At 53.1% G+C, this 23807-nt stretch carries 21 protein-coding genes and 7 tRNA genes; 8 read left to right on the top strand and 20 right to left on the bottom strand.

All coding sequences use genetic code 11. The annotated features are described in order from the left end of the window. Window positions 1-3 precede the first annotated feature (3 nt). From ybeY to miaB, 3 genes are all read right to left on the bottom strand, one after another. A complete protein-coding gene (ybeY, locus tag K5Y30_RS06685) occupies window positions 4-477 on the bottom strand; it encodes an rRNA maturation RNase YbeY (protein WP_008103651.1) in 474 nt (157 codons plus the stop codon). Next, entirely contained in the window at window positions 474-1547 is a 1074-nt protein-coding gene (locus K5Y30_RS06680; protein ID WP_101763243.1) for a PhoH family protein, read from the bottom strand. The genes ybeY and K5Y30_RS06680 overlap by 4 nt, the downstream gene beginning before the upstream one ends. A 207-nt stretch (window positions 1548-1754) precedes the next feature. Then, window positions 1755-3179, bottom strand: coding sequence for a tRNA (N6-isopentenyl adenosine(37)-C2)-methylthiotransferase MiaB (gene miaB / locus K5Y30_RS06675; protein WP_222210747.1), 1425 nt, complete (start codon window positions 3177-3179; stop codon window positions 1755-1757). Between the two features lie 169 nt (window positions 3180-3348). Between miaB and ubiF the strand changes: the two genes are divergently transcribed. After that, window positions 3349-4521: a 3-demethoxyubiquinol 3-hydroxylase gene (gene ubiF / locus K5Y30_RS06670; RefSeq protein WP_222210746.1), complete on the top strand. Its 1173-nt coding sequence runs from the start codon at window positions 3349-3351 to the stop codon at window positions 4519-4521. A gap of 103 nt (window positions 4522-4624) precedes the next feature. Here ubiF and K5Y30_RS06665 read toward each other — a convergent pair. From K5Y30_RS06665 to nagB, 12 genes are all read right to left on the bottom strand, one after another. Beyond that, window positions 4625-4699, bottom strand: a tRNA-Gln gene (locus K5Y30_RS06665). Window positions 4700-4727: 28 nt separating this feature from the next. Beyond that, window positions 4728-4802, bottom strand: a tRNA-Gln gene (locus K5Y30_RS06660). A 6-nt stretch (window positions 4803-4808) separates the two neighbouring features. Continuing rightward, window positions 4809-4885 (bottom strand) — tRNA-Met (locus tag K5Y30_RS06655). A 26-nt stretch (window positions 4886-4911) separates the two neighbouring features. Beyond that, a tRNA-Gln gene (locus tag K5Y30_RS06650) sits at window positions 4912-4986 on the bottom strand. Between the two features lie 34 nt (window positions 4987-5020). Next, a tRNA-Gln gene (locus K5Y30_RS06645) sits at window positions 5021-5095 on the bottom strand. Between the two features lie 21 nt (window positions 5096-5116). Next, window positions 5117-5201: transfer RNA gene (locus tag K5Y30_RS06640), tRNA-Leu, on the bottom strand. 7 nt (window positions 5202-5208) lie between these two features. Next, window positions 5209-5285 (bottom strand) — tRNA-Met (locus K5Y30_RS06635). A 215-nt stretch (window positions 5286-5500) separates the two neighbouring features. Next, window positions 5501-7168 (bottom strand): asparagine synthase B, encoded by a 1668-nt coding sequence (gene asnB / locus K5Y30_RS06630; protein WP_008107047.1) that lies wholly within the window; start codon window positions 7166-7168, stop codon window positions 5501-5503. A 317-nt stretch (window positions 7169-7485) separates the two neighbouring features. Then, window positions 7486-8238, bottom strand: coding sequence for an HAD-IIA family hydrolase (locus K5Y30_RS06625; protein ID WP_192236634.1), 753 nt, complete (start codon window positions 8236-8238; stop codon window positions 7486-7488). Window positions 8239-8279: 41 nt separating this feature from the next. Then, window positions 8280-9500 (bottom strand): N-acetylglucosamine repressor, encoded by a 1221-nt coding sequence (locus tag K5Y30_RS06620; RefSeq protein WP_101763239.1) that lies wholly within the window; start codon window positions 9498-9500, stop codon window positions 8280-8282. 7 nt (window positions 9501-9507) lie between these two features. Then, a complete protein-coding gene (gene nagA / locus K5Y30_RS06615) occupies window positions 9508-10656 on the bottom strand; it encodes an N-acetylglucosamine-6-phosphate deacetylase (protein ID WP_222210745.1) in 1149 nt (382 codons plus the stop codon). Between the two features lie 61 nt (window positions 10657-10717). After that, window positions 10718-11518, bottom strand: coding sequence for a glucosamine-6-phosphate deaminase (nagB, locus tag K5Y30_RS06610; protein ID WP_222210744.1), 801 nt, complete (start codon window positions 11516-11518; stop codon window positions 10718-10720). Between the two features lie 343 nt (window positions 11519-11861). Here nagB and nagE point away from each other — a divergent pair, with 343 nt between their 5' ends. The 3 genes from nagE (at window position 11862) to K5Y30_RS06595 (ending at window position 16340) form a co-directional block, all read left to right on the top strand. Then, window positions 11862-13889 carry an N-acetylglucosamine-specific PTS transporter subunit IIBC gene (gene nagE / locus K5Y30_RS06605; RefSeq protein WP_222210941.1) on the top strand — a complete coding sequence of 676 codons (2028 nt, stop codon included), beginning with the start codon at window positions 11862-11864 and terminating at the stop codon, window positions 13887-13889. A gap of 152 nt (window positions 13890-14041) precedes the next feature. Next, window positions 14042-15709: a glutamine--tRNA ligase gene (gene glnS, locus K5Y30_RS06600; protein WP_222210743.1), complete on the top strand. Its 1668-nt coding sequence runs from the start codon at window positions 14042-14044 to the stop codon at window positions 15707-15709. Between the two features lie 235 nt (window positions 15710-15944). Further along, complete coding sequence (locus tag K5Y30_RS06595; RefSeq protein WP_101763235.1) at window positions 15945-16340, top strand: hypothetical protein; 396 nt, start codon at window positions 15945-15947, stop codon at window positions 16338-16340. 60 nt (window positions 16341-16400) lie between these two features. Here the strand turns inward: K5Y30_RS06595 and fur are convergent, their stop codons facing one another. From fur to ybfF, 4 genes are all read right to left on the bottom strand, one after another. Beyond that, window positions 16401-16850: a ferric iron uptake transcriptional regulator gene (gene fur / locus K5Y30_RS06590; RefSeq protein ID WP_007890672.1), complete on the bottom strand. Its 450-nt coding sequence runs from the start codon at window positions 16848-16850 to the stop codon at window positions 16401-16403. Between the two features lie 354 nt (window positions 16851-17204). Next, window positions 17205-17735 (bottom strand): flavodoxin FldA, encoded by a 531-nt coding sequence (gene fldA / locus K5Y30_RS06585; protein ID WP_110865727.1) that lies wholly within the window; start codon window positions 17733-17735, stop codon window positions 17205-17207. 137 nt (window positions 17736-17872) lie between these two features. Then, window positions 17873-18148: a LexA regulated protein gene (gene ybfE / locus K5Y30_RS06580; protein ID WP_007890670.1), complete on the bottom strand. Its 276-nt coding sequence runs from the start codon at window positions 18146-18148 to the stop codon at window positions 17873-17875. Window positions 18149-18315: 167 nt separating this feature from the next. Then, the gene (ybfF, locus tag K5Y30_RS06575; RefSeq protein WP_222210742.1) at window positions 18316-19080 is read right to left on the bottom strand and encodes an esterase; all 765 of its coding nucleotides are present in this window, start codon (window positions 19078-19080) and stop codon (window positions 18316-18318) included. 248 nt (window positions 19081-19328) lie between these two features. Between ybfF and seqA the strand changes: the two genes are divergently transcribed. After that, on the top strand, window positions 19329-19868 hold the full coding sequence (seqA, locus tag K5Y30_RS06570) for a replication initiation negative regulator SeqA (protein ID WP_110865729.1): 540 nt from the start codon (window positions 19329-19331) through the stop codon (window positions 19866-19868). A gap of 24 nt (window positions 19869-19892) precedes the next feature. Further along, window positions 19893-21533, top strand: coding sequence for a phosphoglucomutase (alpha-D-glucose-1,6-bisphosphate-dependent) (gene pgm, locus K5Y30_RS06565; RefSeq protein ID WP_222210741.1), 1641 nt, complete (start codon window positions 19893-19895; stop codon window positions 21531-21533). A gap of 39 nt (window positions 21534-21572) precedes the next feature. Here pgm and kdpE read toward each other — a convergent pair whose 3' ends face one another. Further along, the gene (gene kdpE / locus K5Y30_RS06560) at window positions 21573-22247 is read right to left on the bottom strand and encodes a two-component system response regulator KdpE (RefSeq protein ID WP_137385375.1); all 675 of its coding nucleotides are present in this window, start codon (window positions 22245-22247) and stop codon (window positions 21573-21575) included. Between the two features lie 246 nt (window positions 22248-22493). Here kdpE and K5Y30_RS06555 point away from each other — a divergent pair, with 246 nt between their 5' ends. Both K5Y30_RS06555 and K5Y30_RS06550 read left to right on the top strand, forming a co-directional pair. Beyond that, a complete protein-coding gene (locus K5Y30_RS06555) occupies window positions 22494-22694 on the top strand; it encodes a YbfA family protein (protein WP_008107019.1) in 201 nt (66 codons plus the stop codon). Window positions 22695-22845: 151 nt separating this feature from the next. After that, a complete protein-coding gene (locus K5Y30_RS06550) occupies window positions 22846-23802 on the top strand; it encodes a 2-thiouracil desulfurase family protein (protein ID WP_101763228.1) in 957 nt (318 codons plus the stop codon). The last annotated feature ends 5 nt before the right edge of the window (window positions 23803-23807 follow it).

The raw sequence follows: 23807 nt of genomic DNA, 5'->3' as shown, positions 1-23807 counted from the left end.
GGCTCAGGCGTCTTCTTTCTCCGAAATGTACGGATCAGGATAACCAAGAGCAAGCATTATCTCGGTCTCCAGCGCCTCCATCTCCTCGGCTTCTTCATCTTCGATATGGTCGTAACCCAGCAGATGCAGCGTACCGTGCACCACCATATGCGCCCAGTGGGCTTCAACGGTTTTGCCTTGTTCAGCAGCCTCTTGCTCAACAACCTGACGGCAAATAATCAGATCGCCAAGCAACGGCAGTTCAATTCCCGGCGGTGCTTCAAACGGGAATGACAGCACGTTGGTCGGCTTATCTTTGCCGCGATAAGTCAGATTAAGCTCATTACTCTCGGCTTCATCCACCAGACGTATTGTGACTTCGCTTTCCGGTTGAAACGGCGTTACCGCCGCTTCCAGCCAACGTTGAAAATCACTCTCCGCCGGCAGATGGTTTTCATCGGCGCAGGCCAGTTGTAAATCAAGAATCACCGCGCTCATGAACGCTCCTGCGGGCTGGTTTGGCTGGCAAGCTGAGCCGCGATAGCTTCGCGTTTGCGCTCTTCTGCCTGTTGATCACGGCGTTTCTGGTCGGCGGTTTCCCAGGCTTCATAAGCATTCACGATGCGTGCGACAACCGGATGACGCACCACGTCTTCGCTGTGGAAAAAGTTAAAGCTAATCTCATCGACTTCTGCCAGCACTTCAATGGCGTGGCGCAGGCCGGATTTGGTGCTGCGCGGCAAGTCAATCTGCGTGATGTCGCCGGTAATGACCGCTTTCGAATTGAAGCCGATACGCGTCAGGAACATTTTCATCTGTTCGATGGTGGTGTTCTGGCTCTCATCGAGAATCACAAAGGCGTCGTTCAGCGTGCGTCCGCGCATGTAGGCCAGCGGAGCCACTTCAATCACGTTGCGCTCAATCAGTTTCTCTACGCGCTCAAAGCCGAGCATTTCGAACAGCGCGTCGTACAGCGGGCGCAGATAGGGATCGACCTTTTGGCTGAGATCGCCGGGCAGGAAGCCGAGTTTCTCACCAGCTTCAACCGCCGGACGCGTCAGCAGAATACGGCGAATCTCCTGACGCTCCAGCGCATCCACTGCGGCAGCGACCGCCAGATAGGTTTTACCGGTACCGGCCGGGCCGATACCAAAGGTAATGTCGTGGGAGAAGATATTGGCGATGTATTGCGCCTGGTTAGGCGTACGCGGTTTGATGACGCCACGCTTGGTTTTGATGTTCACCGCTTTGCCGAATTCCGGCACGCTCTCAGCGCTCTGTTCCAGAACGCCGCTCTCTTTGATTGCCAGGTGAATCTGGTCCGGTTCGATATCTTTGATCTGACCGCGCATTGGGGCGGTATCAACATACAGCGTGCGCAGGATATTGACGGCAGCGTCCACACACAGCGAGCGGCCAGTGAGCGTGAACTGGTTGTCGCGGCGTTTGATTTCAAGGCCCAAACGGCGCTCCAGCTGTTTCACATTGTCATCCATCGGACCGCACAAGCTCATCAGTCGTTGGTTATCTGCCGGTTCAAGGGCGATTTCACGCGTTTCGATATTCAAATGAATCCTTAAGGTCACTCAGGGCCAGTTGAAAAGGTGTGCCGGATGCCGAAGAGCAATCTCTCCACATCTTTATGAAATTATTTATGGCGCTGCGCAGTGGCGCAAGCTTCAGAGTCGATATTTGGGCAGCACTTGTGGAAAGCAAGGGCCTGGGGATGAAACAGGCGACAGCGCTTTGTGCGCTGTCGCTCAACGTTCGAGGTTTCAAGGCTGGAACAGTCCGACGCCGATGTCGTTCTCTTTGCGAGTACGCGCAATCACTGACGCCGGGCTTTCGGCCACACGGAGCGCCATTTGATCTTCGGTGCGCACCAGCACGCCGCGCAGTGAGCTGGCATAGACATCAACAATTTCGACATCAACAAACTTCCCGATCATTTCAACCGGCGCTTCGAAGTTCACCACGCGGTTATTATCGGTGCGGCCGGTCAGTTCCATCACATTCTTACGCGAAATGCCTTCCACCAGCACGCGCTGCGTGGTGCCCAGCATGCGGCGGCTCCACGCCATCACCTGCTGATTGATGCGGTCCTGCAGGATGAAAAGACGCTGCTTTTTCTCCTCTTCTGTCACATCGTCGGGCAGATCGGCCGCCGGCGTGCCTGGGCGCATGGAGTAGATAAAGCTGAAGCTGACATCGAAATTCACTTCACCGACCAGCTTCATGGTCTGCTCAAAATCCTGCTGCGTTTCGCCGGGGAAACCGATGATGAAATCAGAGCTCAGCTGGATATCCGGACGTGCGGCTTTCAGCTTGCGGATAATCGCTTTGTACTCGAGTGCAGTGTGCGCGCGCTTCATCAGCGTCAGGATGCGATCTGATCCGCTCTGAACCGGCAGATGCAGGAAGCTCGCCAGCTCGGGCGTATCGCGGTAAACCTCGATGATGTCATCGGTAAATTCAATAGGATGGCTGGTGGTGAAGCGAATACGGTCAATGCCGTCGATCGCCGCCACTAAGCGCAGCAACTCAGCAAAGGTGCAGATATCGCCATCAAAGGTGGCGCCGCGATAGGCGTTGACGTTCTGGCCCAACAGGTTGACTTCACGTACGCCCTGAGCGGCAAGCTGGGCGATTTCCAGCAGAATATCGTCGCTCGGACGGCTGACTTCCTCGCCGCGCGTGTAAGGCACCACGCAGAAAGTACAATATTTGTTGCAGCCTTCCATGATCGACACAAAGGCGGTTGGGCCATCGGCGCGCGGTTCTGGCAGGCGATCAAACTTCTCAATTTCAGGGAAGCTGATGTCAACAACCGGGCTTTTACTGCCGCGCACGGTGTTAATCATCTCCGGCAGACGATGTAAGGTCTGCGGGCCAAAGACGATATCGACGTAACTGGCGCGTTGGCGCAGACGTTCACCTTCTTGTGAGGCCACGCAGCCACCCACGCCGATGATCACATCGGGATTGCTCGCTTTCAGCTTTTTCCAACGGCCTAACAGAGCAAAAACCTTCTCCTGCGCCTTTTCACGGATGGAGCAGGTGTTGAGCAGCAGAACGTCCGCCTCTTCAGCTTCCTCGGTAAGGGTGTAGCCGTGCGTGCTGTTCAGCAGATCGGCCATCTTCGATGAATCGTATTCATTCATCTGACAGCCCCAGGTTTTGATGTGCAGTTTTTTGGTCATCGAACTAGCCATTGATTCAAGCGAAGTGCAGGGCGCGTATTGTAATGCTTCGACGCTGTTGTTACCAGGCTTCACGCATCTGCATCGCATCGCGCTGCTAATTTCCGGTACACTTTAGCTATCAACGTGATGCTGGAAGGTTTCACGGCAAAAAGAAGGATTAGAGTCGATGCAGGATTCACATTTTGATGTGGTGATCGTGGGCGGTGGCATGGTTGGTGCGGCGCTGGCGTGTGGCCTGGCGCAGCAGCAGTTTCGCGTAGCGGTCATTGAACGGGCGGAACCGGCAAGCTTTGATGCCGGCAGCGAGCCAGATGTGCGTATCTCCGCCATTGGTGCGTCGTCGGTGGCGCTGCTGCAGCAACTGGATGTCTGGCAGCGTGTGCAGGCGATGCGCTGTGCGCCCTATCGCCAGCTGGAGACCTGGGAGTGGCAAAACGCGCATGTGAAGTTTGATGCGGCGTCGCTTGGGCTGCCCGAGCTGGGATTCATGGTGGAAAACAGCGTGTTGCAGCGTGCGCTGTGGGAAAAAATGCAGCAAGAGGGCATCACGCTGATCTGCCCGGCGAGTTTACAGAGTTTGCAGTCGCATCGCGCTGGTTGGCAGGTGCAACTCGATAACGGACAAACGCTGGATGCGCGTTTAGTGGTCGGCGCAGATGGTGCTAATTCGCGTGTGCGTCAGTTAGCGGGCATTGGCGTACGTGGCTGGAATTATGCGCAATCCTGCATGCTAATCAGTGTAGAGTGCGAGCAGGATGCAGGCGACTCCACCTGGCAGCAGTTTACGCCGCAAGGGCCGCGCGCTTTCCTGCCGCTGTTTGCTCGTCGCGCTTCGCTGGTGTGGTACGACGCGCCTGCGCGCATCCGTCAGCTGCAAAGTTTGCCGCTCCAGCATCTGGAGAAAGAGATTTATGCTCACTTCCCGGCACGCGTTGGGCGTATTCGGGTGAAAACCGCGGCCTCTTTCCCGCTGGTGCGACGTCATGCCACTCGGTATGTGATGCCGGGATTGGCGCTGGTGGGTGATGCGGCGCACACCATCAATCCGCTGGCCGGGCAGGGCGTTAATTTGGGCTATCGGGATGTGGATGCGTTGATCACTACGCTGGTCGAGGCGCGCAACCAGGCTGAGCTCTGGTCATCGGACGCTGTGCTGCAGCGTTATCATCGTCAGCGTTACAAAGATAATTTACTGATGCAGGGCGGGATGGATCTGTTCTACTTCGCGTTTAGCAATAAACTGCCGCCGCTGCGCTTTGCCCGAAACCTGGCGCTGATTGCGGCGGAGAATGCCGGAGCGTTGAAACGCAAGGTGCTGCGTTACGCATTAGGTTTGTGATTGTAGGGAGCGCATTTACGCGCTCCTGGTTAAAAGTGTGCTCACCACTTTGCCAAACGCAGAAAACAATAAAGCCCGCATAAGCGGGCTTTATTGTGCAATTTGGCTGGGGTGCAGGGATTCGAACCCCGGAATGCTGGTATCAGAAACCAGTGCCTTACCGCTTGGCGACACCCCAATAGGTGTTTTATCAAATTGTCTTTTTATGGCTGGGGTGCAGGGATTCGAACCCCGGAATGCTGGTATCAGAAACCAGAGCCTTACCGCTTGGCGACACCCCAATAATTTGGTGGCTACGACGGGATTTGAACCTGTGACCCCATCATTATGAGTGATGTGCTCTAACCAGCTGAGCTACGTAGCCTTTGTACTGCTTACTGCGTCCGACGATGGCTGGGATACCTGGATTCGAACCAGGGAATGCCGGTATCAAAAACCGGTGCCTTACCGCTTGGCGATATCCCATTCGTCGACTTTGTATCCACAACATAATCCGGATTGGCTGGGGTACCAGGATTCGAACCTGGGAATGCTGGTATCAAAAACCAGTGCCTTACCGCTTGGCGATACCCCATCCGGCTGCCGAAGACTGAAATGGTGCGGGAGGCGAGACTTGAACTCGCACACCTTGCGGCGCTAGAACCTAAATCTAGTGCGTCTACCAATTTCGCCACTCCCGCAAAAAGATGGTGGCTACGACGGGATTTGAACCTGTGACCCCATCATTATGAGTGATGTGCTCTAACCAGCTGAGCTACGTAGCCATCTTTTTCGCGTAACCTTCATCGGCGTTGCGGGGCGCATTATGCGTATTGAGTCTTGTAGCGTCAACAATTTTTTTGCCGTTTTTCGCCTTAAAACGCCTGTTTGTCTGGCTTGTAACCAGGCTGGTGATTTATTCGGCTAATTTCACAGGCTGTACGATAAATTGCATAAAAAAGGGGCTCGAATGAGCCCCATATCTTGTTGAGTAAAAACCTTATTTATACGCGGACTGATGCACACCTACGGCGCGACCAGAAGGGTCATCCATGGATTTAAAGGCTTCATCCCACTCGATCGCTTTAGCCGAAGAACAGGCCACCGATGGACCGCCTGGCACACACTCTGCGGCGCTGGCGATCGGGAACAATTCCTCAAAGATCTCGCGATACAGATACGCTTCTTTCGAGTTCGGCGTGTTGTACGGGAAGCGGAAGTGCGCAGTCGACAGCTGTTGGTCGGTGATTTGCTTCGCCGCCACTTCTTTCAGCGTATCGATCCAGCTGTAGCCAACGCCGTCAGAGAACTGCTCTTTCTGACGCCACGCCACGCTCTCCGGCAGGTAAGAAGAGAAGCATTCGCGCAGGATATGTTTTTCCATCTTGCCGTTGCTGCCGCACAGTTTGTCTGCCGGGTTGATGCGCATCGCCACGTCGAGGAATTTCTTGTCGAGGAACGGTACACGCGCTTCCACGCCCCAGGCGGACATCGCTTTGTTGGCGCGAGCACAGTCAAACATGTGCAGAGCCAGCAGTTTACGCACGTTCTCTTCGTGGAATTCTTTGGCGTTAGGCGCCTTATGGAAATAGAGGTAGCCGCCAAAGACTTCATCCGCACCTTCACCGGACAACACCATTTTGATGCCCATCGCTTTGATCTTACGCGACATTAAATACATCGGCGTAGAGGCGCGAATGGTGGTCACATCATAAGTTTCGATGTGGTAAATCACGTCACGGATCGCATCCAGGCCTTCCTGCACGGTGAAATGGATTTCGTGGTGCACGGTGCCAAGGTGTTCTGCGACTGATTTCGCTGCTTTCAGGTCTGGAGAACCTTCCAGGCCAACCGCGAAGGAGTGCAGTTGCGGCCACCACGCATCGCTCTTATCCGCATCTTCTACGCGTTTAGCAGCAAAGCGTTTGGTCACGGCAGATATGATGGATGAGTCCAGGCCGCCAGACAGCAGCACGCCGTAAGGCACGTCAGACATCAGGTGACTTTTTACTGACTCTTCCAGCGCATGTTTCAGCTCGGCGGCATCCGTGGTGTTGTGCTCAACGGCGGAATATTCCATCCAGTCACGCTGCCAGTAACGACGGATTTCACCATCAGCGCTCGACATGTAGCTTCCCGGCGGGAACTCTTTGATGCTGCGGCACACCGGCACCAGCGCTTTCATCTCGGAAGCGACATACAGGTTGCCGTGCTCGTCGTTGCCCATATACAGCGGGATAATGCCGATATGGTCGCGACCAATCAGATATTGTTGCTTCACGCTGTCCCACAGGATGAAGGCGAACATGCCTTGCAGTTCGTCGAGGAAATCGACGCCTTTTTCCTGATACAGCGCGAGGATCACTTCACAGTCAGAACCGGTCTGGAAAGCGTAACGATCGCTCAACTCAGCACGCAGCGCCTGATGGTTGTAAATTTCGCCGTTAACAGCCAGTACGTGGGTGTGGTCAGCGTTATACAGCGGCTGCGCGCCGTTGTTAACGTCAACAATCGACAGACGCTCATGCACCAGAATGGCTTTATCATCCGCATAAACACCTGACCAATCCGGGCCGCGGTGACGCATCAGACGAGAAGATTCCAGCGCTTTCTTGCGCAGCTCAATAGGATCGCTTTTCAGATCCAGCACACCAAAAATTGAACACATAACTGACTCCTGATCTCACCTTGTGGCGAAGTTATTTCTACGTTTGTCCGGCAGCCTTGACTGCGTGATGTATAAGAAAATGCGCTAAATGGTGGTGTTAGTGCAAGCAAAATTGCGATTCTTTGATAAAAAGAATGTTGATGAGCAACTAATAATGAATATTATTCAATTAATGCGTGTTTATTTTAGATGCTATCTAATGAAACTGCATTATCGTTCGTTTTGTAAGCATGTTGCGAGCGGCAAAGAAAGGCTTAACTACAGAAAAAACAAAAGCCCTGCATAAGCAGGGCTATAAGAAGAGGTGATGGTTGGAATCAGAACAGGTCGATATCGGCGACCGATGGATAGATCCAATCCGGGCGGAAAGGCATCGCATCAATATCACTCAGCGTGGATACGCCAGACAGCACCAGAATAGTTTCCAGACCCGCCTGGAAGCCCGCCAGAATGTCTGTGCGCAGGTTATCGCCGACAATGACCGTCTCTTCCGAATGCGCATGCATTTTGTTTAACGCTGCACGCATGATGTACGGGCTCGGCTTGCCGACATAAAACGGTTTACGGCCGGAGATGGTTTCGATACCGGCGCAGAGCGCACCGCAGGCCGGAACAAAGCCGCGCGCGTGGGTATCAGGATTGGTGGCGATAAAACGGGCACCATTGGCAACAAAGAAAGCGGCTTTATGCATCATCTCCCAGTTGAAGGAGCGCGTTTCACCGACGATAACGAAATCTGGATTAACGTCGGTGATGGTGAAGCCAGCTTTATACAGCTCATGAATCAGCGCACCTTCGCCAATTACGTAGGCTTTTTTCCCTTCCTGACGGCGCAGGAAATCGGCGGTGGCCATCGCTGAGGTGTAAAACACCGAATCCGGTACGTCAATGCCGGCGTTGGCAAAGCGGTTCGCCAGATCCAGCGCGGTTTGCGAAGGATAGTTGGTCAACACTACCAACGGCATATCCTTCGCCAGAATGCGCTGCAGAAATTCTTTCGCACCGGGAACGGCGGTATTGTCATGCATCAACACGCCGTCGATGTCACAGATTACGCTTTTAATCGTCATAGATTGCATCCGGTCGGGCCTGCTTAACAGCAGGCTGGTGATTACTCTTCCAGCAGATGTTGCAGCAAAATGCCATTCAGCATAGCGCGTTTTGCCAGCGCAAAAGCGCCAATCGCCGAGCGATGATCGAGTTCGGAACGCACCACCGGCAGATTTTTACGAAAGGCAGGCAGCGTCTGCGTATTGATACACCCTTCAATAGCAGGAAACAGTACTTTATCGGCTTCAGTGATTTCACCGGCCAACACCACTTTTTGCGGATTGAACAGGTTGATGGCGATAGCAATCGCCTTGCCTAAATAGCGGCCGACATGTTCAATCACTTCGCACGCCAGCGCGTCGCCATGATTAGCGGCGCGGCAAATCTGCGGCATCAGGCAATCATTCAACGTTAATGAACTGGGATAGCCTTGATTCAGCAAGTGACGCACGCGGTTTTCAATCGCGCCGTTAGCCGCAATGGTTTCCAGGCAGCCAAAGTTGCCGCAGTGACAACGTTCACCCAGCGGATCAACCTGAATATGGCCAATCTCGCCCACGTTGCCGTTACTGCCGAGGAAAATGTGACCGTTGGCGATGATTCCGGCACCGGTGCCGCGATGCAAACGCACCAGAATGGAGTCTGCGCAATCGCGACTTGCACCGAAGTAGTGCTCGGCCAGCGCCAGGCTACGGATGTCATGACCAACAAAGCTGGTGACGTTGAAGCGTTTTTTCAGGCTGGAAACCAGCGGCCAATGACTTACCGCGATGTGCGGCATGTAGCGAATGATGCCGTTAATGGGATCGACCAATCCGGGCAGAATCACCGAGATAGCAATCAGTTCATGAATCTTACGCTGATGCGCGGCCATAAAGGCGCTGATGGCATTGAACAGCGCGTTCTCCAGCGTTTCCTGCGTGCGCTCGGGCAGCGGATAATCTTCCTGCGCCAGCGATTTTCCGCTCAGATCAAACAGCGTCAACGTCGCGTCATTACGCCCTAAGCGCACGCCGATAGTATGAAAATGACGGGTTTCAGTAATGATGGAGATCGCGCGACGCCCACCGGTGGAGGCTTGTTGCTCCACCTCTTTGATGAGGCCGCGCTCAATGAGCTGGCGGGTAATTTTGGTGACACTGGCGGGCGCAAGCTGACTGTGTTCGGCAATTTGAATGCGCGAAATTGGCCCCTGCTGATCGATTAGCCGATAAACGGCTGCACTATTGAGTTGTTTAACAAGATCAACATTTCCTATTTGAGACTGGCCGCCAGTGGTCATTCAATGCTTACTCGCTGAGGACGTTGTCTCCGTTGACGAACGTCTTAGTGATTTGATAATCGCGGGTAAAGACAGTCAGGTTGGCGACTTTTCCTGCTTCGACCGTGCCTAACTGCTTCTCCACACCCATCGCCTGCGCTGGATAGAGCGTCGCCATACGCAGCGCTTCATCAAGAGCGATACCGCAATGTTCAACGCTGTTCTGCACCGCTTCAATCATGGTCAAGGCAGAACCGCTGAGCGTACCGTTCTCGTCAACGCACAGGCCATCGCGATAGTATATTGTTTTGCCTGCAAAAATAAATTGATCAATCGATGCGCCCGCCGGTGCTGTGGCATCCGTCACTAACACCAGCTTGTCGCCTTTAATGCGTTTTGCATTGCGCACATTAGCGTAATGGACATGTAAACCATCCGCAATGATGCCGCAGTATACATCAGGCGAATCAAACAGCGCACCGATCAGACCTGGCTCACGTCCAGCGAAGGTTGGCATGGCATTGTAGAGATGCGTAGCAAAGCTGACGCCCGCGCTGAAGCCAATTTTTGCTTCTTCATAGGTCGCGTTGGAGTGACCCGCTGACACGATGATGCCGGCATCACGCAGCTGACGAATCACCTCGCTGCCCGTATTTTCAGGTGCCAGCGTGACTTTAGTGATGACGTCGGCATTGGCGCAGAGGAAATCCACCAGCTCGGCATCCGGCAGGCGAATCAATTCAGGATTGTGCGTGCCTTTCTTGGCTTTATTCAGCCACGGACCTTCCAGATGCAGGCCGATAGCCTGATTCTGATGCTTCTCCAGATAGGCGCGCATGGTTTCGACGGCGCGTTTCATCAGCGCATCAGTGCTGGTAATCAGTGTTGGCAAATAGCTGGTGCAGCCTGATTTCTCGTTGGCGCGCTGCATGATCTCCAGCGTTTCAACGCTTAACGCATTGATGTCATCATTGAACTGCACGCCGCCGCAGCCGTTAAGCTGCAAATCAATAAAACCAGGAGCGATAAACGCACCAGCCACATCCTGCTGTGCAATTGCCGCGTCTAAGGCATCACGCAGACACACGCGCTCAATCAGGCCATCCGCAATCACAACTGCATGATTGTCCAGAATTTCATGACCGGTAAAAATCCGGCCGTTCACTAATGCGTACATCGTTTCTCTCTCCCGGCTAAGCCTGCTGCCTGAAAGCAGCAGGTTTTGTTACAACGTGTTTTCACACACCTTTCATATTTTCCGCTTCCATTTCGCGGAAATATTTCACGGTTTTTACTTTCAGTTCCATGGTGGCTGGTTCGTCACAGACCACGACAGATTTGGCATGCAGCTGCAGGCAGCTGATGGTCCACATGTGGTTGACGTTACCTTCAACTGCAGCCTGCAGCGCTTGCGCTTTAAGATGGCCGGTAACCAGAATCATCACTTCTTCTGCATCCAGCAGCGTACCGACACCAACCGTCAGGGCGTATTTCGGCACCTGATCCACATCACCGTTAAAGAAACGTGAGTTTGCAATGCGCGTATCGTGCGTCAGGGTTTTGATGCGGGTACGTGAGGAGAGGGAGGAAGCCGGTTCGTTGAATGCAATGTGACCGTCGTTGCCCACGCCGCCCATAAACAGGTTAATTTTGCCATAAACGCGGATCTTCTCTTCGTATTGGCGACATTCTGCGTCAATATCTTCGGCATTGCCATTCAGAAGATTGATATTTTGCTCTTGAATATCAACATGATCGAAAAAGTTACGGTACATGAAGCTGTGGTAACTTTCCGGATGCTCTTTTGGCAGGCCAACGTACTCATCCATGTTGAAGGTGACAACGTGCTTGAAACTAACCTGGCCCGCTTTGTGCATATCGATCAGGTGCTTGTAAGCTTCCAGTGGTGTTCCACCGGTTGGCAGACCCAGCACGAAGGGACGTTCTGCGCTAGGCTTAAACGCATTAATGCGGTTAACAATGTGGCGTGCAGCCCATTTACCCACTTGGGTCGGTGTGGCCAAAGGGATCAGTCTCATGTCTTCACCTCAATTAAGATTGGAAATGTGGAGTTGCCGTTTCTCTGACAGTTTTCTGACTTTAAGCGTAATGCGTTTAAGCGTAGCCATCTGGGAAAAGTGCGACTCGATATTTTTCATCATAAAATAAGTTTGTGGTGCTGGCTAGCATTTCGCATTATCAAACCACCATTTTGGTGATTAAAGTCACAGTTGCAGTGGTTTTAATTTGCGAGGCGAATTAATTTATCTTTACACTGCGCCTCGTGGTGAAAAGTGTCATCAAGGTAACGGGCGACGGGATAATAAAATCAACCTGCGCCACGGCAAAACGCCAGTCTCATAGGGGGAGAATAAGGTGAGTATTCTAGGATATCTGCAAAAGGTCGGCCGCGCGCTTATGGTGCCGGTAGCGACTCTGCCGGCAGCGGCAATCTTGATGGGCGTTGGATACTGGATCGATCCAGATAGCTGGGGCGCAGGCAATGCGCTGGCAGCACTGTTGATCAAATCCGGTTCGGCAATCATCGACAATATGTCCGTGCTGTTTGCCATTGGTGTGGCATACGGTATGTCAAAAGATAAAGACGGCGCTGCAGCGTTAACCGGTTTTGTCGGCTTTCTTGTTGTGACCACACTCTGTTCTCCGGCAGCGGTGGCAATGATTCAGAAGATGCCGGTGGAGCAAGTTCCCGCTGCCTTCGGTAAAATTAATAACCAGTTTGTTGGTATCCTGGTGGGTATTCTCTCTGCTGAGGTTTATAACCGCTTCAGCCATGTTGAGTTGCCAAAAGCGCTGTCATTCTTCAGCGGTCGCCGTCTGGTGCCGATTCTTGTCTCCTTCCTGATGATTGTCGTCGCCTTCGTGCTGATGTATATCTGGCCGATCATTTTCGGTGGGCTGGTGAGCTTTGGTGAGCATATCCAGAAAATGGGCTCAATCGGTGCGGGCGTCTACGCCTTCTTTAACCGTCTGCTGATTCCTGTTGGTCTGCATCACGCATTGAACTCCGTATTCTGGTTCGATGTTGCCGGTATCAACGATATTCCTAAATTCCTCGGCGGCGCGCAGTCTATCGCTGAAGGTACAGGTATCCCAGGCATCACCGGTCGTTACCAGGCGGGTTTCTTCCCAATCATGATGTTCGGTCTTCCAGGTGCAGCGCTGGCAATTTACCACTGCGCACGCCCGGAAAACCGCGCCAAAGTCGGCGGTATCATGCTGGCAGCGGCCTTTGCCGCCTTCTTTACAGGTATCACCGAACCGCTGGAGTTCTCCTTCATGTTCGTGGCGCCGGTGCTGTATGTGATTCACGCGGCACTGACCGGTCTTTCTGTGTTCATCGCCGCGAGCATGCAGTGGATTGCCGGTTTCGGCTTCAGTGCGGGTCTGGTGGATATGGTGCTGTCAACGCGTAACCCGCTGGCAGTGCACTGGTGGATGCTGATCCCACAAGGTCTGGTGTTCTTCGTTATCTACTACGCGGTGTTCCGCTTCACCATCCAGAAATTCAATCTGATGACACCTGGCCGCGAACTCTCTGCGGGCGATGAAACCGATGGTTATGACGTAAATGTCGATAACAGCGGCAACGGTGAAAGCCAAACTGAATCTCTGGCGCGTCGTTACATTGCGGCGGTAGGTGGCTCAGAAAACCTGACCAACATCGATGCCTGTATCACACGTCTACGTCTGAACGTTAAAGATTCCGCGCAGGTTAATGAAGGTGTCGCTAAACGTCTCGGTGCTTCAGGTGTGATTCGTCTGAACAAGCAGAGCGTACAGGTTATCGTCGGTACGCAGGCGGAAAGCATTGCAACAGCAATGAAAACCGTACTGAGCAAAGGTCCAGTTGCGGCATCTGCCGCGGCGTCAACGGCTGCTCCTGCAGCTGCAGTAAAACCGCAGGCGGTGCTGAACAGCGAAAAAGCCGTGATTGCTACGCTGCTGGCGCCAGTAACCGGTGACATCGTTGCGCTGGAAAATGTGCCTGACGAAGCATTCGCCAGCAAGGCAGTCGGTGATGGTCTGGCCATCAAGCCAACCGGCAAAACCGTGGTTGCGCCAACCGCCGGAACCGTGGTGAAGATCTTCAATACCAACCATGCGTTCTGCCTTGAGGCGGAAAACGGCGTCGAGATCGTGGTACATATGGGGCTGGATACAGTAGCGCTGGAAGGCAAAGGCTTCACGCGTCTGGTTGAAGAGGGCGCAACGGTCACTGCAGGTCAGCCAATCCTGGAAATGGATCTGGACTTCCTCAATGCCAACGCCCGCTCGATGATCAGTCCGGTTGTGGTCAGCAATAGCGATGATTTCGCTGGTCTGAATTTACTGGCAACCGGTTCAGTGGTTGCAGGCCAAACCCCGCTCTACGAGGTTAAAGGCTAAGTCCTTGTGATTGAGCCAGAAGGCAGGAAGCGATTCCTGCCTTTTTTGTTTTAAAACGACCAACAAACGGTTGTTTCCCTCCTGCGCTTTGTGGATCATACTCCGTTACTTCGTGGTACAAATCACCCGTTATAGTTTTTGAGGATTTTGAGATGAGTGAGGCTGAAGCCCGCCCAACGAACTTTATTCGTCAGATCATCGACGAAGATTTGGCGAGCGGTAAGCACAACAGTGTGCATACCCGTTTCCCGCCTGAGCCCAATGGTTATCTGCATATTGGCCATGCGAAATCTATCTGCCTGAACTTTGGTATCGCGCAAGACTACCAAGGTCAGTGCAATCTGCGTTTCGACGACACTAACCCAGTTAAAGAAGATCTGGAGTTTGTCGAATCCATTAAGCGTGACGTGCAATGGCTGGGCTTTGAGTGGAGCGGCAACATTCGTTACTCCTCAGACTACTTCGACCAACTGTTCAACTATGCGGTTGAGCTGATCAACAAAGGTCTGGCTTACGTTGATGAACTGTCGGCGGATGAGATCCGTGAGTATCGCGGTTCCCTGACGGCGCCGGGCAAAAACAGCCCATATCGCGATCGCAGCGTGGAAGAAAACCTGGCGCTGTTCCAGAAGATGCGCGATGGCGGTTTCGAAGAAGGCAAAGCCTGTCTGCGTGCTAAAATCGACATGGCGTCCAGCTTTATCGTGATGCGCGATCCGGTGCTGTACCGCATTAAGTTTGCCGATCACCATCAGACCGGCAGCAAGTGGTGCATCTACCCAATGTACGACTTCACCCATTGCATTTCGGATGCGATCGAAGGCATTACGCACTCTCTCTGCACGCTGGAGTTCCAGGATAACCGTCGTTTGTACGATTGGGTGCTGGATAACATCACCATTCCGGTCCATCCGCGTCAGTACGAGTTCTCACGCCTGAATCTGGAATACGCGGTGATGTCGAAGCGTAAACTGACTCAGCTGGTAAGCGAGAAAGTTGTAGAAGGCTGGGACGATCCGCGCATGCTGACCGTTTCGGGTCTGCGTCGTCGTGGTTATAGCGCCGCTTCTATCCGTGAGTTCTGCCGCCGTATTGGTGTGACCAAACAGGACAATATCGTGGAGATGGCTTCACTGGAATCGTGCATTCGTGACGATCTCAATGAAAACGCACCGCGTGCGATGGCGGTAATGGATCCGCTAAAAGTGGTGATCGAGAACCTGCCTGCAGGTCACGATGAGATCATCACTATGCCTAATCATCCGAACAAACCGGAGATGGGCACGCGTGAAGTGCCATTCAGCCGTGAAGTGTGGATCGATCGCGCTGACTTCCGTGAAGAAGCCAACAAGCAGTACAAGCGTTTGGTGCTGGGTAAAGAAGTGCGTCTGCGTAATGCTTACGTGATCCGTGCCGAACGTGTGGCGAAGGATGATGAAGGCAATATCACCTGCATCTATTGCACTTGTGACGTTGATACGCTGAGCAAAGATCCGGCCGATGGCCGTAAAGTGAAAGGCGTTATCCATTGGGTTTCTGCAATCCACGCGCTGCCAGCGGAATTCCGTCTGTACGATCGTCTGTTCAGTGTGCCAAATCCGGGCGCGGCTGAGGATTTCCTCACCACCATCAACCCGAACTCACTGGAAATCAAACAGGGCTTCGTTGAGCCTGGCTTACGTGCAGCCGATCCGATGGCACCGTACCAGTTCGAACGCGAAGGCTATTTCTGTGCTGATAGCGTCTATTCACAGCCCTCCAGGCTGGTGTTTAACCGCACCGTGGGTTTGCGTGACACCTGGGCAAAAATCGGCGATTAATATTTTTAGTCGCGAGCACGATAAGATCATGAAAGGGCGAGCAATCGCCCTTTTTTATTATCTCTATTTGGCCAGATACGACCTTTTATGCTGCACGCCTCAACGAGCCATTAATTCCCTATTTGCGACTATTCTGACTTTAGAAAAATTAACCCATTTGGCAGTGTGAAAAACTTTTTTTCAGGTAGGCTATGCGCTCTCAGACGGTGCTCTGCGGCTTATCTAAGGAAAAAAAATGACAACTCTCGCCCAGGAAGCCAGGCATAGCGTGGTGGTTTTACATCAGCTTATTGAACGTATTTTCAATCAGGCGGAAGGCAGTGACGACAGCATTGATCTGTTTTTATCGCACTTTCATCCCGAGTTCAAAATGGTCACGCCGCAAGGCAAACGATTGGACCTCAATGAAATGGAAGTGCTGTTTCGCCAGTTACAGGGGCAGCGTGAAGGCATGCGCATTGCCACCAGTGAGCACGCCATCATCTCGCAGCAAAGCGAGGAAGTGACGATTCAGTATCGTGAATTACAGATGATGAACGGCATCAATCAGAGCCGCATTTCACTGGCGGTATTGGATTGCAGCACCGCCATTCCGCGCTGGCGCTACCTGCAGGAAACGCTTGTCGCCTGATTACAGGCATAAAAAAACCGGCTCAAGCGCCGGTTTTTTTATACTGCATAGCACACTCAATTACTTATCGTGGAGCGTATCGTCTTCGCGGCAGTCTCCCAGAGCACAATGACCGTACAGGTACAGGCTGTGGTTGCTGAGCTTAATGCCGTGGCGAGTGGCAATTTCACGCTGACGCGTTTCGATTGATTCATCGCTGAATTCGATAACTTTGCCACAATCCAGGCAGATCAAGTGATCGTGGTGATGCTGCTGAGTCAGTTCGAAGACAGATTTGCCGCCTTCAAAGTTGTGACGGGTTACGATGCCCGCGTCGTCAAACTGGTTAAGAACGCGATACACCGTTGCCAGACCAATCTCTTCGCCCATATCAATCAGGCGTTTATACAAATCTTCCGCACTGACGTGATGGGACTCTGGGCCGGGTCCCTGAAGCACTTCCAGAATTTTCAGTCTGGGTAGCGTGACTTTCAGGCCAGCCTTCTTCAATGCGGAGTTGTTGTCAGTCATGCGGATATTGTCCTGTTACTTTGCTAGTCACTTGCGGCGCAGGGGCCTTGAATGTTTAGGTCAACGCGCATTCTCATTTGCGTCTCATTATAGAACTCAAGCAGTGAAATGAAAACCAAGGCAACGTCCTTAATCACCAATGGTTGTAAGGATATCGTCACTAACGTCTTCAAGACGCTTGGGTTTTGGATTCCATTTCACTCAGCCTCATTCTACTGCCAGAGGAATAAGCGGATGACCATTGCGGGTATTCTACAGATTTGCGGGGAAAAGTTAAAAAACCGTAGCTATTATTTTTATAGGAAATTCCGTTACCCGATGTGAGGCAGTGCGCACATCGGGTAGAGCAGGGAATTAAGCTTCAATAATCTCTTTCAGCTGCAGCTCATCAAAGATCTGCTTCACCCACTTCTCAACGCGTTCGTTGGTCAATTCCGGCTGACGGTCTTCGTCAATGGCCAAACCAAGGAAGTTTTTGTCATCGGCCAGGCCTTTAGAGGCTTCGAAGTGATAGCCTTCGGTTGGCCAGTGACCGACGATCACCGCACCATTCGGCTCAATGATGTCACGGATAGTGCCCATCGCATCACAGAAGTACTCGGCGTAATCTTCCTGATCGCCACAACCAAACAGCGCTACCAGCTTACCATTGAAATCAATCTCTTCCAGCGTCGGGAAGAAATCGTCCCAGTCACACTGCGCTTCGCCGTAATACCAGGTTGGGATACCCAGCAGCAGGATGTCGAACGCTTCGAGATCTTCTTTGGTGCTCTTAGCAATGTCATGCACTTCGGCGACATCTTTACCCAGTTGTTTCTGGATCATCTTTGCAATGTTTTCAGTGTTGCCGGTATCGCTGCCGAAGAAAATGCCTACGATTGCCATGGGTTAGGTAACCTCTTAAATCCTGATTGTGAAAGTAAGTCAGTTGACTGCACAGTTATGCGAATAATAGCAGACCGGTAAAAAGTGCGGAACGTATAAAGCCGTGACTTTGTGTTCCAGCGTGCGGTCTTCGCGCGTTACGACAGTTTGAGCTGTGCCAGCAGCATTTGTTCAATCAATTCGCTGCGACTGATGTTTTGCTGATCGGCCAGCGTGCTGAGCGCGTCAACCGCCTCGCTCGACATCTTCAGCTCAACACGACGCAGCCCACGCACTTTATCGCGCTTGAGCTGATTGCGTTTGTTGATGCGTAACTGTTCATCACGCGTCAGCGGGCTGGTTTTCGGGCGACCAGGACGCCGCTCGTCTGCGAAGAGATCAAGCGTAGTGCGGTCTGTCTGTTCTTTTGCCATGGTTTGTAAAACTGAGTGGGCGCGAACGGCGGAAAGGCGCTGCGCGATTAAAACATTATCGGCCCGACCACGGCGAAAGAATATCCGTGGCAAATTTTTAGCGCGACATCATACTCCAGCGCCTTCCCTGACGCCAACCCTAAAGCGCAAGCGGCAAGCTTTTGCTTTTACAGGTTAAAAAAACGCCGGACGGCGCGTAACACCGCATCGGGTTTCTCGGCGTGCACCCAATGTCCAGCGCCGCTGATCACATGTGCATGCGCCTGCGGGAACTGACGCAGCAGCGCATCGCGATGCTGATTATCCAGATAAGGCGAGTCGCCGCCGCGGATAAACAGTGCCGGATGCGGCCACGCTGGAATCTCTTCCCAGCCGGAAATGGTGCTGTAATTATCCCACAGCACCGGCACATTAAAGCGCCATTCGCCCTCTGCGAAAGACTTGAGGATGAACTGGATCACGCCTTCTTGATCAATATGCTGACGCATCACTTCAGCGGCTTCGCTGCGGCGCGTGACGCCCGCGGCGCTCACGGCGCGAATAGCGGCAAAAATTTCGTCATGGCGGCGCGTTTGGTAATCAACGGGCGCGATATCGATCATCACCATTTTTTCGATACGTTCCGGTGCGATGGCACTGAGCGCCATGGCGATTTTGCCGCCCATTGAGTGGCCAATCACACCCACGCGATCGATATGGTGCGCATCCAGCGTTTCGACGATGTCCTGCGCCATTACGTGATAATTCATCTCATCGCTACGCGCCGACAAGCCGTGATTGCGCACGTCAACTTGCAGCGTCGGACGTGCATCACGCACCCCACGCGCCAGCACGCCAAGGTTATCAAGGCTGCCAAAAAGACCATGGATTAACAGAATCGGTGTGGCATCGGGGGCAGATTGTTCAGTTTGCAGACGGGCGTTCAAAATCATGGCTAAAGTTCTTACGGTTGTGACCTTGGCTTAGGTTATCATGGATTCACCTGTCCAGCAGTCAGGCCGATGGGCATTAGGGCATATTCCGACTTTTGCCCCTAAACGTTGCCAACGCTATCGGCTGCCACGGATTTAACTTTATAATCCTTATGTTAGAACCCGCTCACGTTTTGCACGACTGGATTTTGCTAAAGCCGTTGCATTAATGCGTGGTTCTGTCATTTGCCAGAATCGTACGGAAAAAGATGAAAACGATTGAAGTTGACGAAGAACTCTACCGTTATATTGCCAGCCACACGCAGCACATTGGTGAAAGCGCCTCAGATATTTTGCGCCGCATGTTGAAGTTCACCGCCGGACAGAGCGCACCCGCTGCGCCCGCCGCTGGTGCATCAATGAAAGAAGCGCAACCTGCCAGCCGTGAAGCGCGTCCTCAGGATCGCGTCCGTGCGGTACGTGAGCTGCTGCTTTCCGATGAATATGCCGAGCAGAATAAGGCGGTTAACCGCTTCATGTTGGTACTGTCAACGCTCTATCGTCTTGATCCGGCTGCGTTTGCTGAAGCTACTGCCTCGCTGCAGGGCCGTACCCGCGTCTACTTTGCGGGCGACGAGCACACGCTGCTGCAAAATGGCACCCATACCAAGCCGAAGCACGTTCCCGGCACACCGTACTGGGTGATCACGAACACCAATACAGGTCGCAAATGCAGCATGGTGGAACACATCATGCTGGCTATGCAGTTCCCACAGGAACTGACAGAGAAAGTTCGCGGCACCATTTAACTGAAGCGTCAGGGAGAAGCGCCAATGGCCAATCACCCCCGTGCCGGGCAGCCTGCCCAGCAGAGCGATTTGATTAACGTTGCACAATTAACCTCGCAGTATTACGTCCTGAAGCCCGATGTGGCGAATCCGGATCATGCGGTGAAATTTGGCACTTCAGGCCACCGCGGTAGCGCGGGACGCCAAAGCTTCAATGAACAGCACATTTTGGCGATCGCGCAGGCGATTGCTGAAGAACGTAAAAAGAATGGCATCACCGGTCCGTGCTACGTCGGTAAAGACACGCATGCGCTGTCAGAGCCGGCGATTCTGTCGGTGCTGGAAGTGCTGGCCGCTAACGGCGTGGACGTGATTGTGCAGCAGGACAATGGCTATACGCCAACGCCTGCCATCTCTAACGCGATTCTTGAGCACAACAAACGCGGCGGCGCGCAGGCGGACGGCATCGTTATCACGCCTTCGCACAACCCACCGGAAGATGGCGGTATCAAATACAATCCGCCTAACGGTGGCCCGGCTGATACCAACGTCACCAAAGTGGTGGAAGATCGCGCTAACCAGCTGATCAAGGGCGAGCTGAAAGACGTGAAACGTCTGCCGCTGGATCAGGCATGGGCGAGCGGCCACATCGTTGAGCAGGATCTGATCCAGCCATACGTTGAAGGTCTGGCGCAGGTGATTGACTTCGCCGCTATCCAGAACGCCGGCCTGAAAATTGGCGTCGATCCGTTAGGCGGTTCCGGCATTGCTTACTGGCAGCGCATTGCTGAGCACTACAAACTGGATCTGACCATCGTGAACGATGCGATCGATCAGACTTTCCGCTTCATGCATCTGGATAAAGATGGCGTGGTGCGTATGGACTGCTCATCTGAATGCGCGATGGCCGGCTTGCTGGCATACAAAGACAAATTCGACCTGGCCTTTGGTAACGATCCCGATTACGACCGCCATGGCATCGTCACGCCTGCGGGTCTGATGAATCCGAACCACTATCTGGCGGTGGCGATCAACTACCTGTTCCAGCATCGTCCACAGTGGGGCAAAGAGGTTGCTGTTGGTAAAACCCTGGTTTCCAGCGCAATGATCGACCGCGTCGTCAACGACATTGGCCGCAAGTTGGTAGAAGTACCGGTTGGGTTCAAATGGTTCGTTGATGGTCTGTTCGATGGCAGCTTCGGTTTCGGCGGTGAAGAGAGCGCGGGCGCATCCTTCCTGCGTTTCGATGGCTCAGCCTGGTCAACCGATAAAGACGGCATCATTATGTGTCTGTTGGCCGCTGAAATCACCGCGGTCACCGGCAAGAACCCGCAGCAGCATTATGACGAGCTGGCAGAGCGCTTTGGTGCGCCAAGCTATAACCGTCTGCAGGCTCCGGCGACTTCGGCACAGAAAGCGGCGCTGTCTAAGCTGTCACCCGAAATGGTGAGCGCAGATACGCTGGCGGGTGATCCGATCACCGCACGCCTGACTGCCGCGCCGGGTAACGGTGCGTCAATCGGCGGTCTGAAAGTGATGACGGAAAACGGCTGGTTCGCCGCGCGTCCATCAGGTACAGAAGACGCGTACAAAATCTACTGCGAAAGCTTCCTGGGTGCTGAACATCGTCAGCAAATCGAGAAAGAAGCGGTTGAGATTGTTAGCGAAGTACTGAAAAACGCCTGATTGGGCAGTGAAGAGAAAAGGCCGCTTCGCGGCCTTTTTTTATGGCATAAATCGATAGCCGATACCGGTTTCGGTCAGCAAATGGCTGGGCTGCGTGGGATTCGCTTCCAGCTTCTGCCGCAAGTGCCCCATATAGATGCGCAAATAATGGCTGTGCTCCACCGCATTGGGCCCCCAAACCTGATTCAGTAATTGACGCTGGGTCAGCACTTTTCCGGCGTTGTTCACCAGCAAACTCAGCAGACGGAATTCAGTCGGTGTCAGATGCACTTCCTGTTGGTTGCGCAGTACACGGCGCGCCGCCAAATCGACGCTCACTTCACCAAATTTCACCACCGGTTCTGGCTGGTTGCTTTGATGGCGACGCAGCGCTACGCGCACACGCGCCAGCAGCTCACCTATGCCAAACGGCTTAGTGAGATAATCATCCGCACCCGCGTCCAGCGCATCAATCTTATCCTGCTCATCGCTCCGTGCCGACAGCACAATCACCGGCATGCTGCTCCACTGGCGTACTTCACGGATAAAGTCATTGCCATCACCATCCGGCAAGCCGAGATCGAGGATCACCAGATCCGGCTTACGCGTTGCCGCTTCAATCAGGCCGCGCTGCAGTTGCTCCGCTTCCACAATCTTCAGGCCTTCGCTCTCCAGCGCCAGGCGCACGAAACGGCGAATCTCTTTTTCATCTTCCACTATCAAGATGGTCGTCACGCTGCCTCCAGCGGCAAAAAAGTTAACGCATCACTTTAGCAATAAAGCGGCCCGGCGTCCGTCACGAAGTTTTTAACTTGAAAGTATCGTTTAATTCACAATCTTGTAACTAACTTTCATCACCACACAAATTGCTGAAAAAAAGCGCAAATATAGTGGTCGGATGAGTAGTAAAATTACACAACAACGGGTAATATCTGAACCAGATCACATTTCAACGCAATGTTTACCACAAGGGGGCCAAAGATGGATCGCGCATATCCACTGTATAAAATCGTACTGCGCCGCGTGCTGGTGGTAGCAATCGGTTTGCTGGCGTTGCCAGTGATGTTATTCCGCTCAGATCGCGCACGTTTGTACAGTTACCTGCATCGTATGTGGTGCAAAACCAGCACGAAACCCGTCTGGCTGGCGCAGTCTGAAGCGGCTGCCGGCATTCACTGGTAAGCGAATTTAGCGCAGTATTAACCCGGCGACTTCACGTGAAGCGCCGGGTTTTTTATCGATAATTTTCACGCCCACCGCGCGTTCCCGCTGTTATCTCCGCGCATTTCAGCTACACTTAAAACCTCTACAAGATTTATGAGGTTGTACAAGTATGAGCGAGAAAATTCCTGTTGGTATCAGCGCTTGCCTGCTCGGGGATAACGTCCGATTTGATGGTGGCCATAAACGTTTTGCTTTCGCCACGGACGAACTCGTGCCATTTGTGCGCTTTGAACCTGTATGTCCCGAAATGGCGATTGGCTTACCGACGCCACGTCCGGCTTTGCGCCTGGTAAAAGAGAGCGATGAAAACATCCATCTCTGTTTCAGCAAAGATGGCGGCGAAGAGGTGACGGAAAAGATGCAGCGCTGGTCCGCCGAACGCGTGAAGTCGTTACATCATCTGTGCGGCTACATCCTCTGTGCCAAATCCCCTAGCTGTGGGCTGGAACGTGTCCGCGTTTACGAGCCTGAAACCAACAACAATCGTAAAGCGGGCACCGGCATGTTTACCGCATTTTTACAGAAAGAGATGCCATGGCTGCCGCTGGAAGAGGATGGTCGTCTGCATGACGACGCTATCCGCGAAAACTTTATCGGCCGCGTCTATGCGCTGCACGAATTCAACGAAATGTGGCGCAGCGGATTATCGCGCCACAAGCTGATGGCCTTCCATAGTCGCTACAAATTATTGCTGCTATCTCATGCGCAGGACGAATATCGCGAGATGGGCCGCTTTGTCGCGGCGATGGACCAATGGGATTCGCTGGAGGATTACGCCTTTGAGTACCGCAGTCGTCTGATGCACCTGATGTCACATCAGGCATCACGACGCAATCACACTAACGTGCTGATGCATGTACAAGGCTACTTCCGTCCGCAGTTGAGTTCGCCGCAGCGTCAGGAGCTGGCGCAACTGATTGATCGTTATCGTCAGGGCGTACAGCCGCTGTTAGCACCGATCACCATGCTGAAACATTACATGGCGGAATACCCGCATCCGTGGCTGGCACAGCAGCGCTATTTTGATCCTTATCCGGAAGCGCTGCGTTTGCGCTACGGCCAATAATTTCG

Source organism: Pantoea sp. DY-5, from assembly GCF_019795955.1.
GTDB lineage: Bacteria > Pseudomonadota > Gammaproteobacteria > Enterobacterales > Enterobacteriaceae > Pantoea > Pantoea leporis.
Note: the sequence above shows the minus strand (reverse complement) of the source record. Positions and strands in the feature narration are given on the sequence as shown.

Bases quoted from the DNA above. Each gene is read 5' to 3' on its own strand.
- ybeY (WP_008103651.1), bottom strand. From the start codon at position 477: ATGAGCGCGGTGATTCTTGATTTACAACTGGCCTGCGCCGATGAAAAC.
- miaB (WP_222210747.1), bottom strand. From the start codon at position 3,179: ATGACCAAAAAACTGCACATCAAAACCTGGGGCTGTCAGATGAATGAA.
- ubiF (WP_222210746.1), top strand. From the start codon at position 3,349: ATGCAGGATTCACATTTTGATGTGGTGATCGTGGGCGGTGGCATGGTT.
- asnB (WP_008107047.1), bottom strand. From the start codon at position 7,168: ATGTGTTCAATTTTTGGTGTGCTGGATCTGAAAAGCGATCCTATTGAG.
- K5Y30_RS06625 (WP_192236634.1), bottom strand. From the start codon at position 8,238: ATGACGATTAAAAGCGTAATCTGTGACATCGACGGCGTGTTGATGCAT.
- K5Y30_RS06620 (WP_101763239.1), bottom strand. From the start codon at position 9,500: ATGACCACTGGCGGCCAGTCTCAAATAGGAAATGTTGATCTTGTTAAA.
- nagA (WP_222210745.1), bottom strand. From the start codon at position 10,656: ATGTACGCATTAGTGAACGGCCGGATTTTTACCGGTCATGAAATTCTG.
- nagB (WP_222210744.1), bottom strand. From the start codon at position 11,518: ATGAGACTGATCCCTTTGGCCACACCGACCCAAGTGGGTAAATGGGCT.
- glnS (WP_222210743.1), top strand. From the start codon at position 14,042: ATGAGTGAGGCTGAAGCCCGCCCAACGAACTTTATTCGTCAGATCATC.
- K5Y30_RS06595 (WP_101763235.1), top strand. From the start codon at position 15,945: ATGACAACTCTCGCCCAGGAAGCCAGGCATAGCGTGGTGGTTTTACAT.
- fur (WP_007890672.1), bottom strand. From the start codon at position 16,850: ATGACTGACAACAACTCCGCATTGAAGAAGGCTGGCCTGAAAGTCACG.
- fldA (WP_110865727.1), bottom strand. From the start codon at position 17,735: ATGGCAATCGTAGGCATTTTCTTCGGCAGCGATACCGGCAACACTGAA.
- ybfE (WP_007890670.1), bottom strand. From the start codon at position 18,148: ATGGCAAAAGAACAGACAGACCGCACTACGCTTGATCTCTTCGCAGAC.
- ybfF (WP_222210742.1), bottom strand. From the start codon at position 19,080: ATGATTTTGAACGCCCGTCTGCAAACTGAACAATCTGCCCCCGATGCC.
- seqA (WP_110865729.1), top strand. From the start codon at position 19,329: ATGAAAACGATTGAAGTTGACGAAGAACTCTACCGTTATATTGCCAGC.
- pgm (WP_222210741.1), top strand. From the start codon at position 19,893: ATGGCCAATCACCCCCGTGCCGGGCAGCCTGCCCAGCAGAGCGATTTG.
- K5Y30_RS06555 (WP_008107019.1), top strand. From the start codon at position 22,494: ATGGATCGCGCATATCCACTGTATAAAATCGTACTGCGCCGCGTGCTG.
- K5Y30_RS06550 (WP_101763228.1), top strand. From the start codon at position 22,846: ATGAGCGAGAAAATTCCTGTTGGTATCAGCGCTTGCCTGCTCGGGGAT.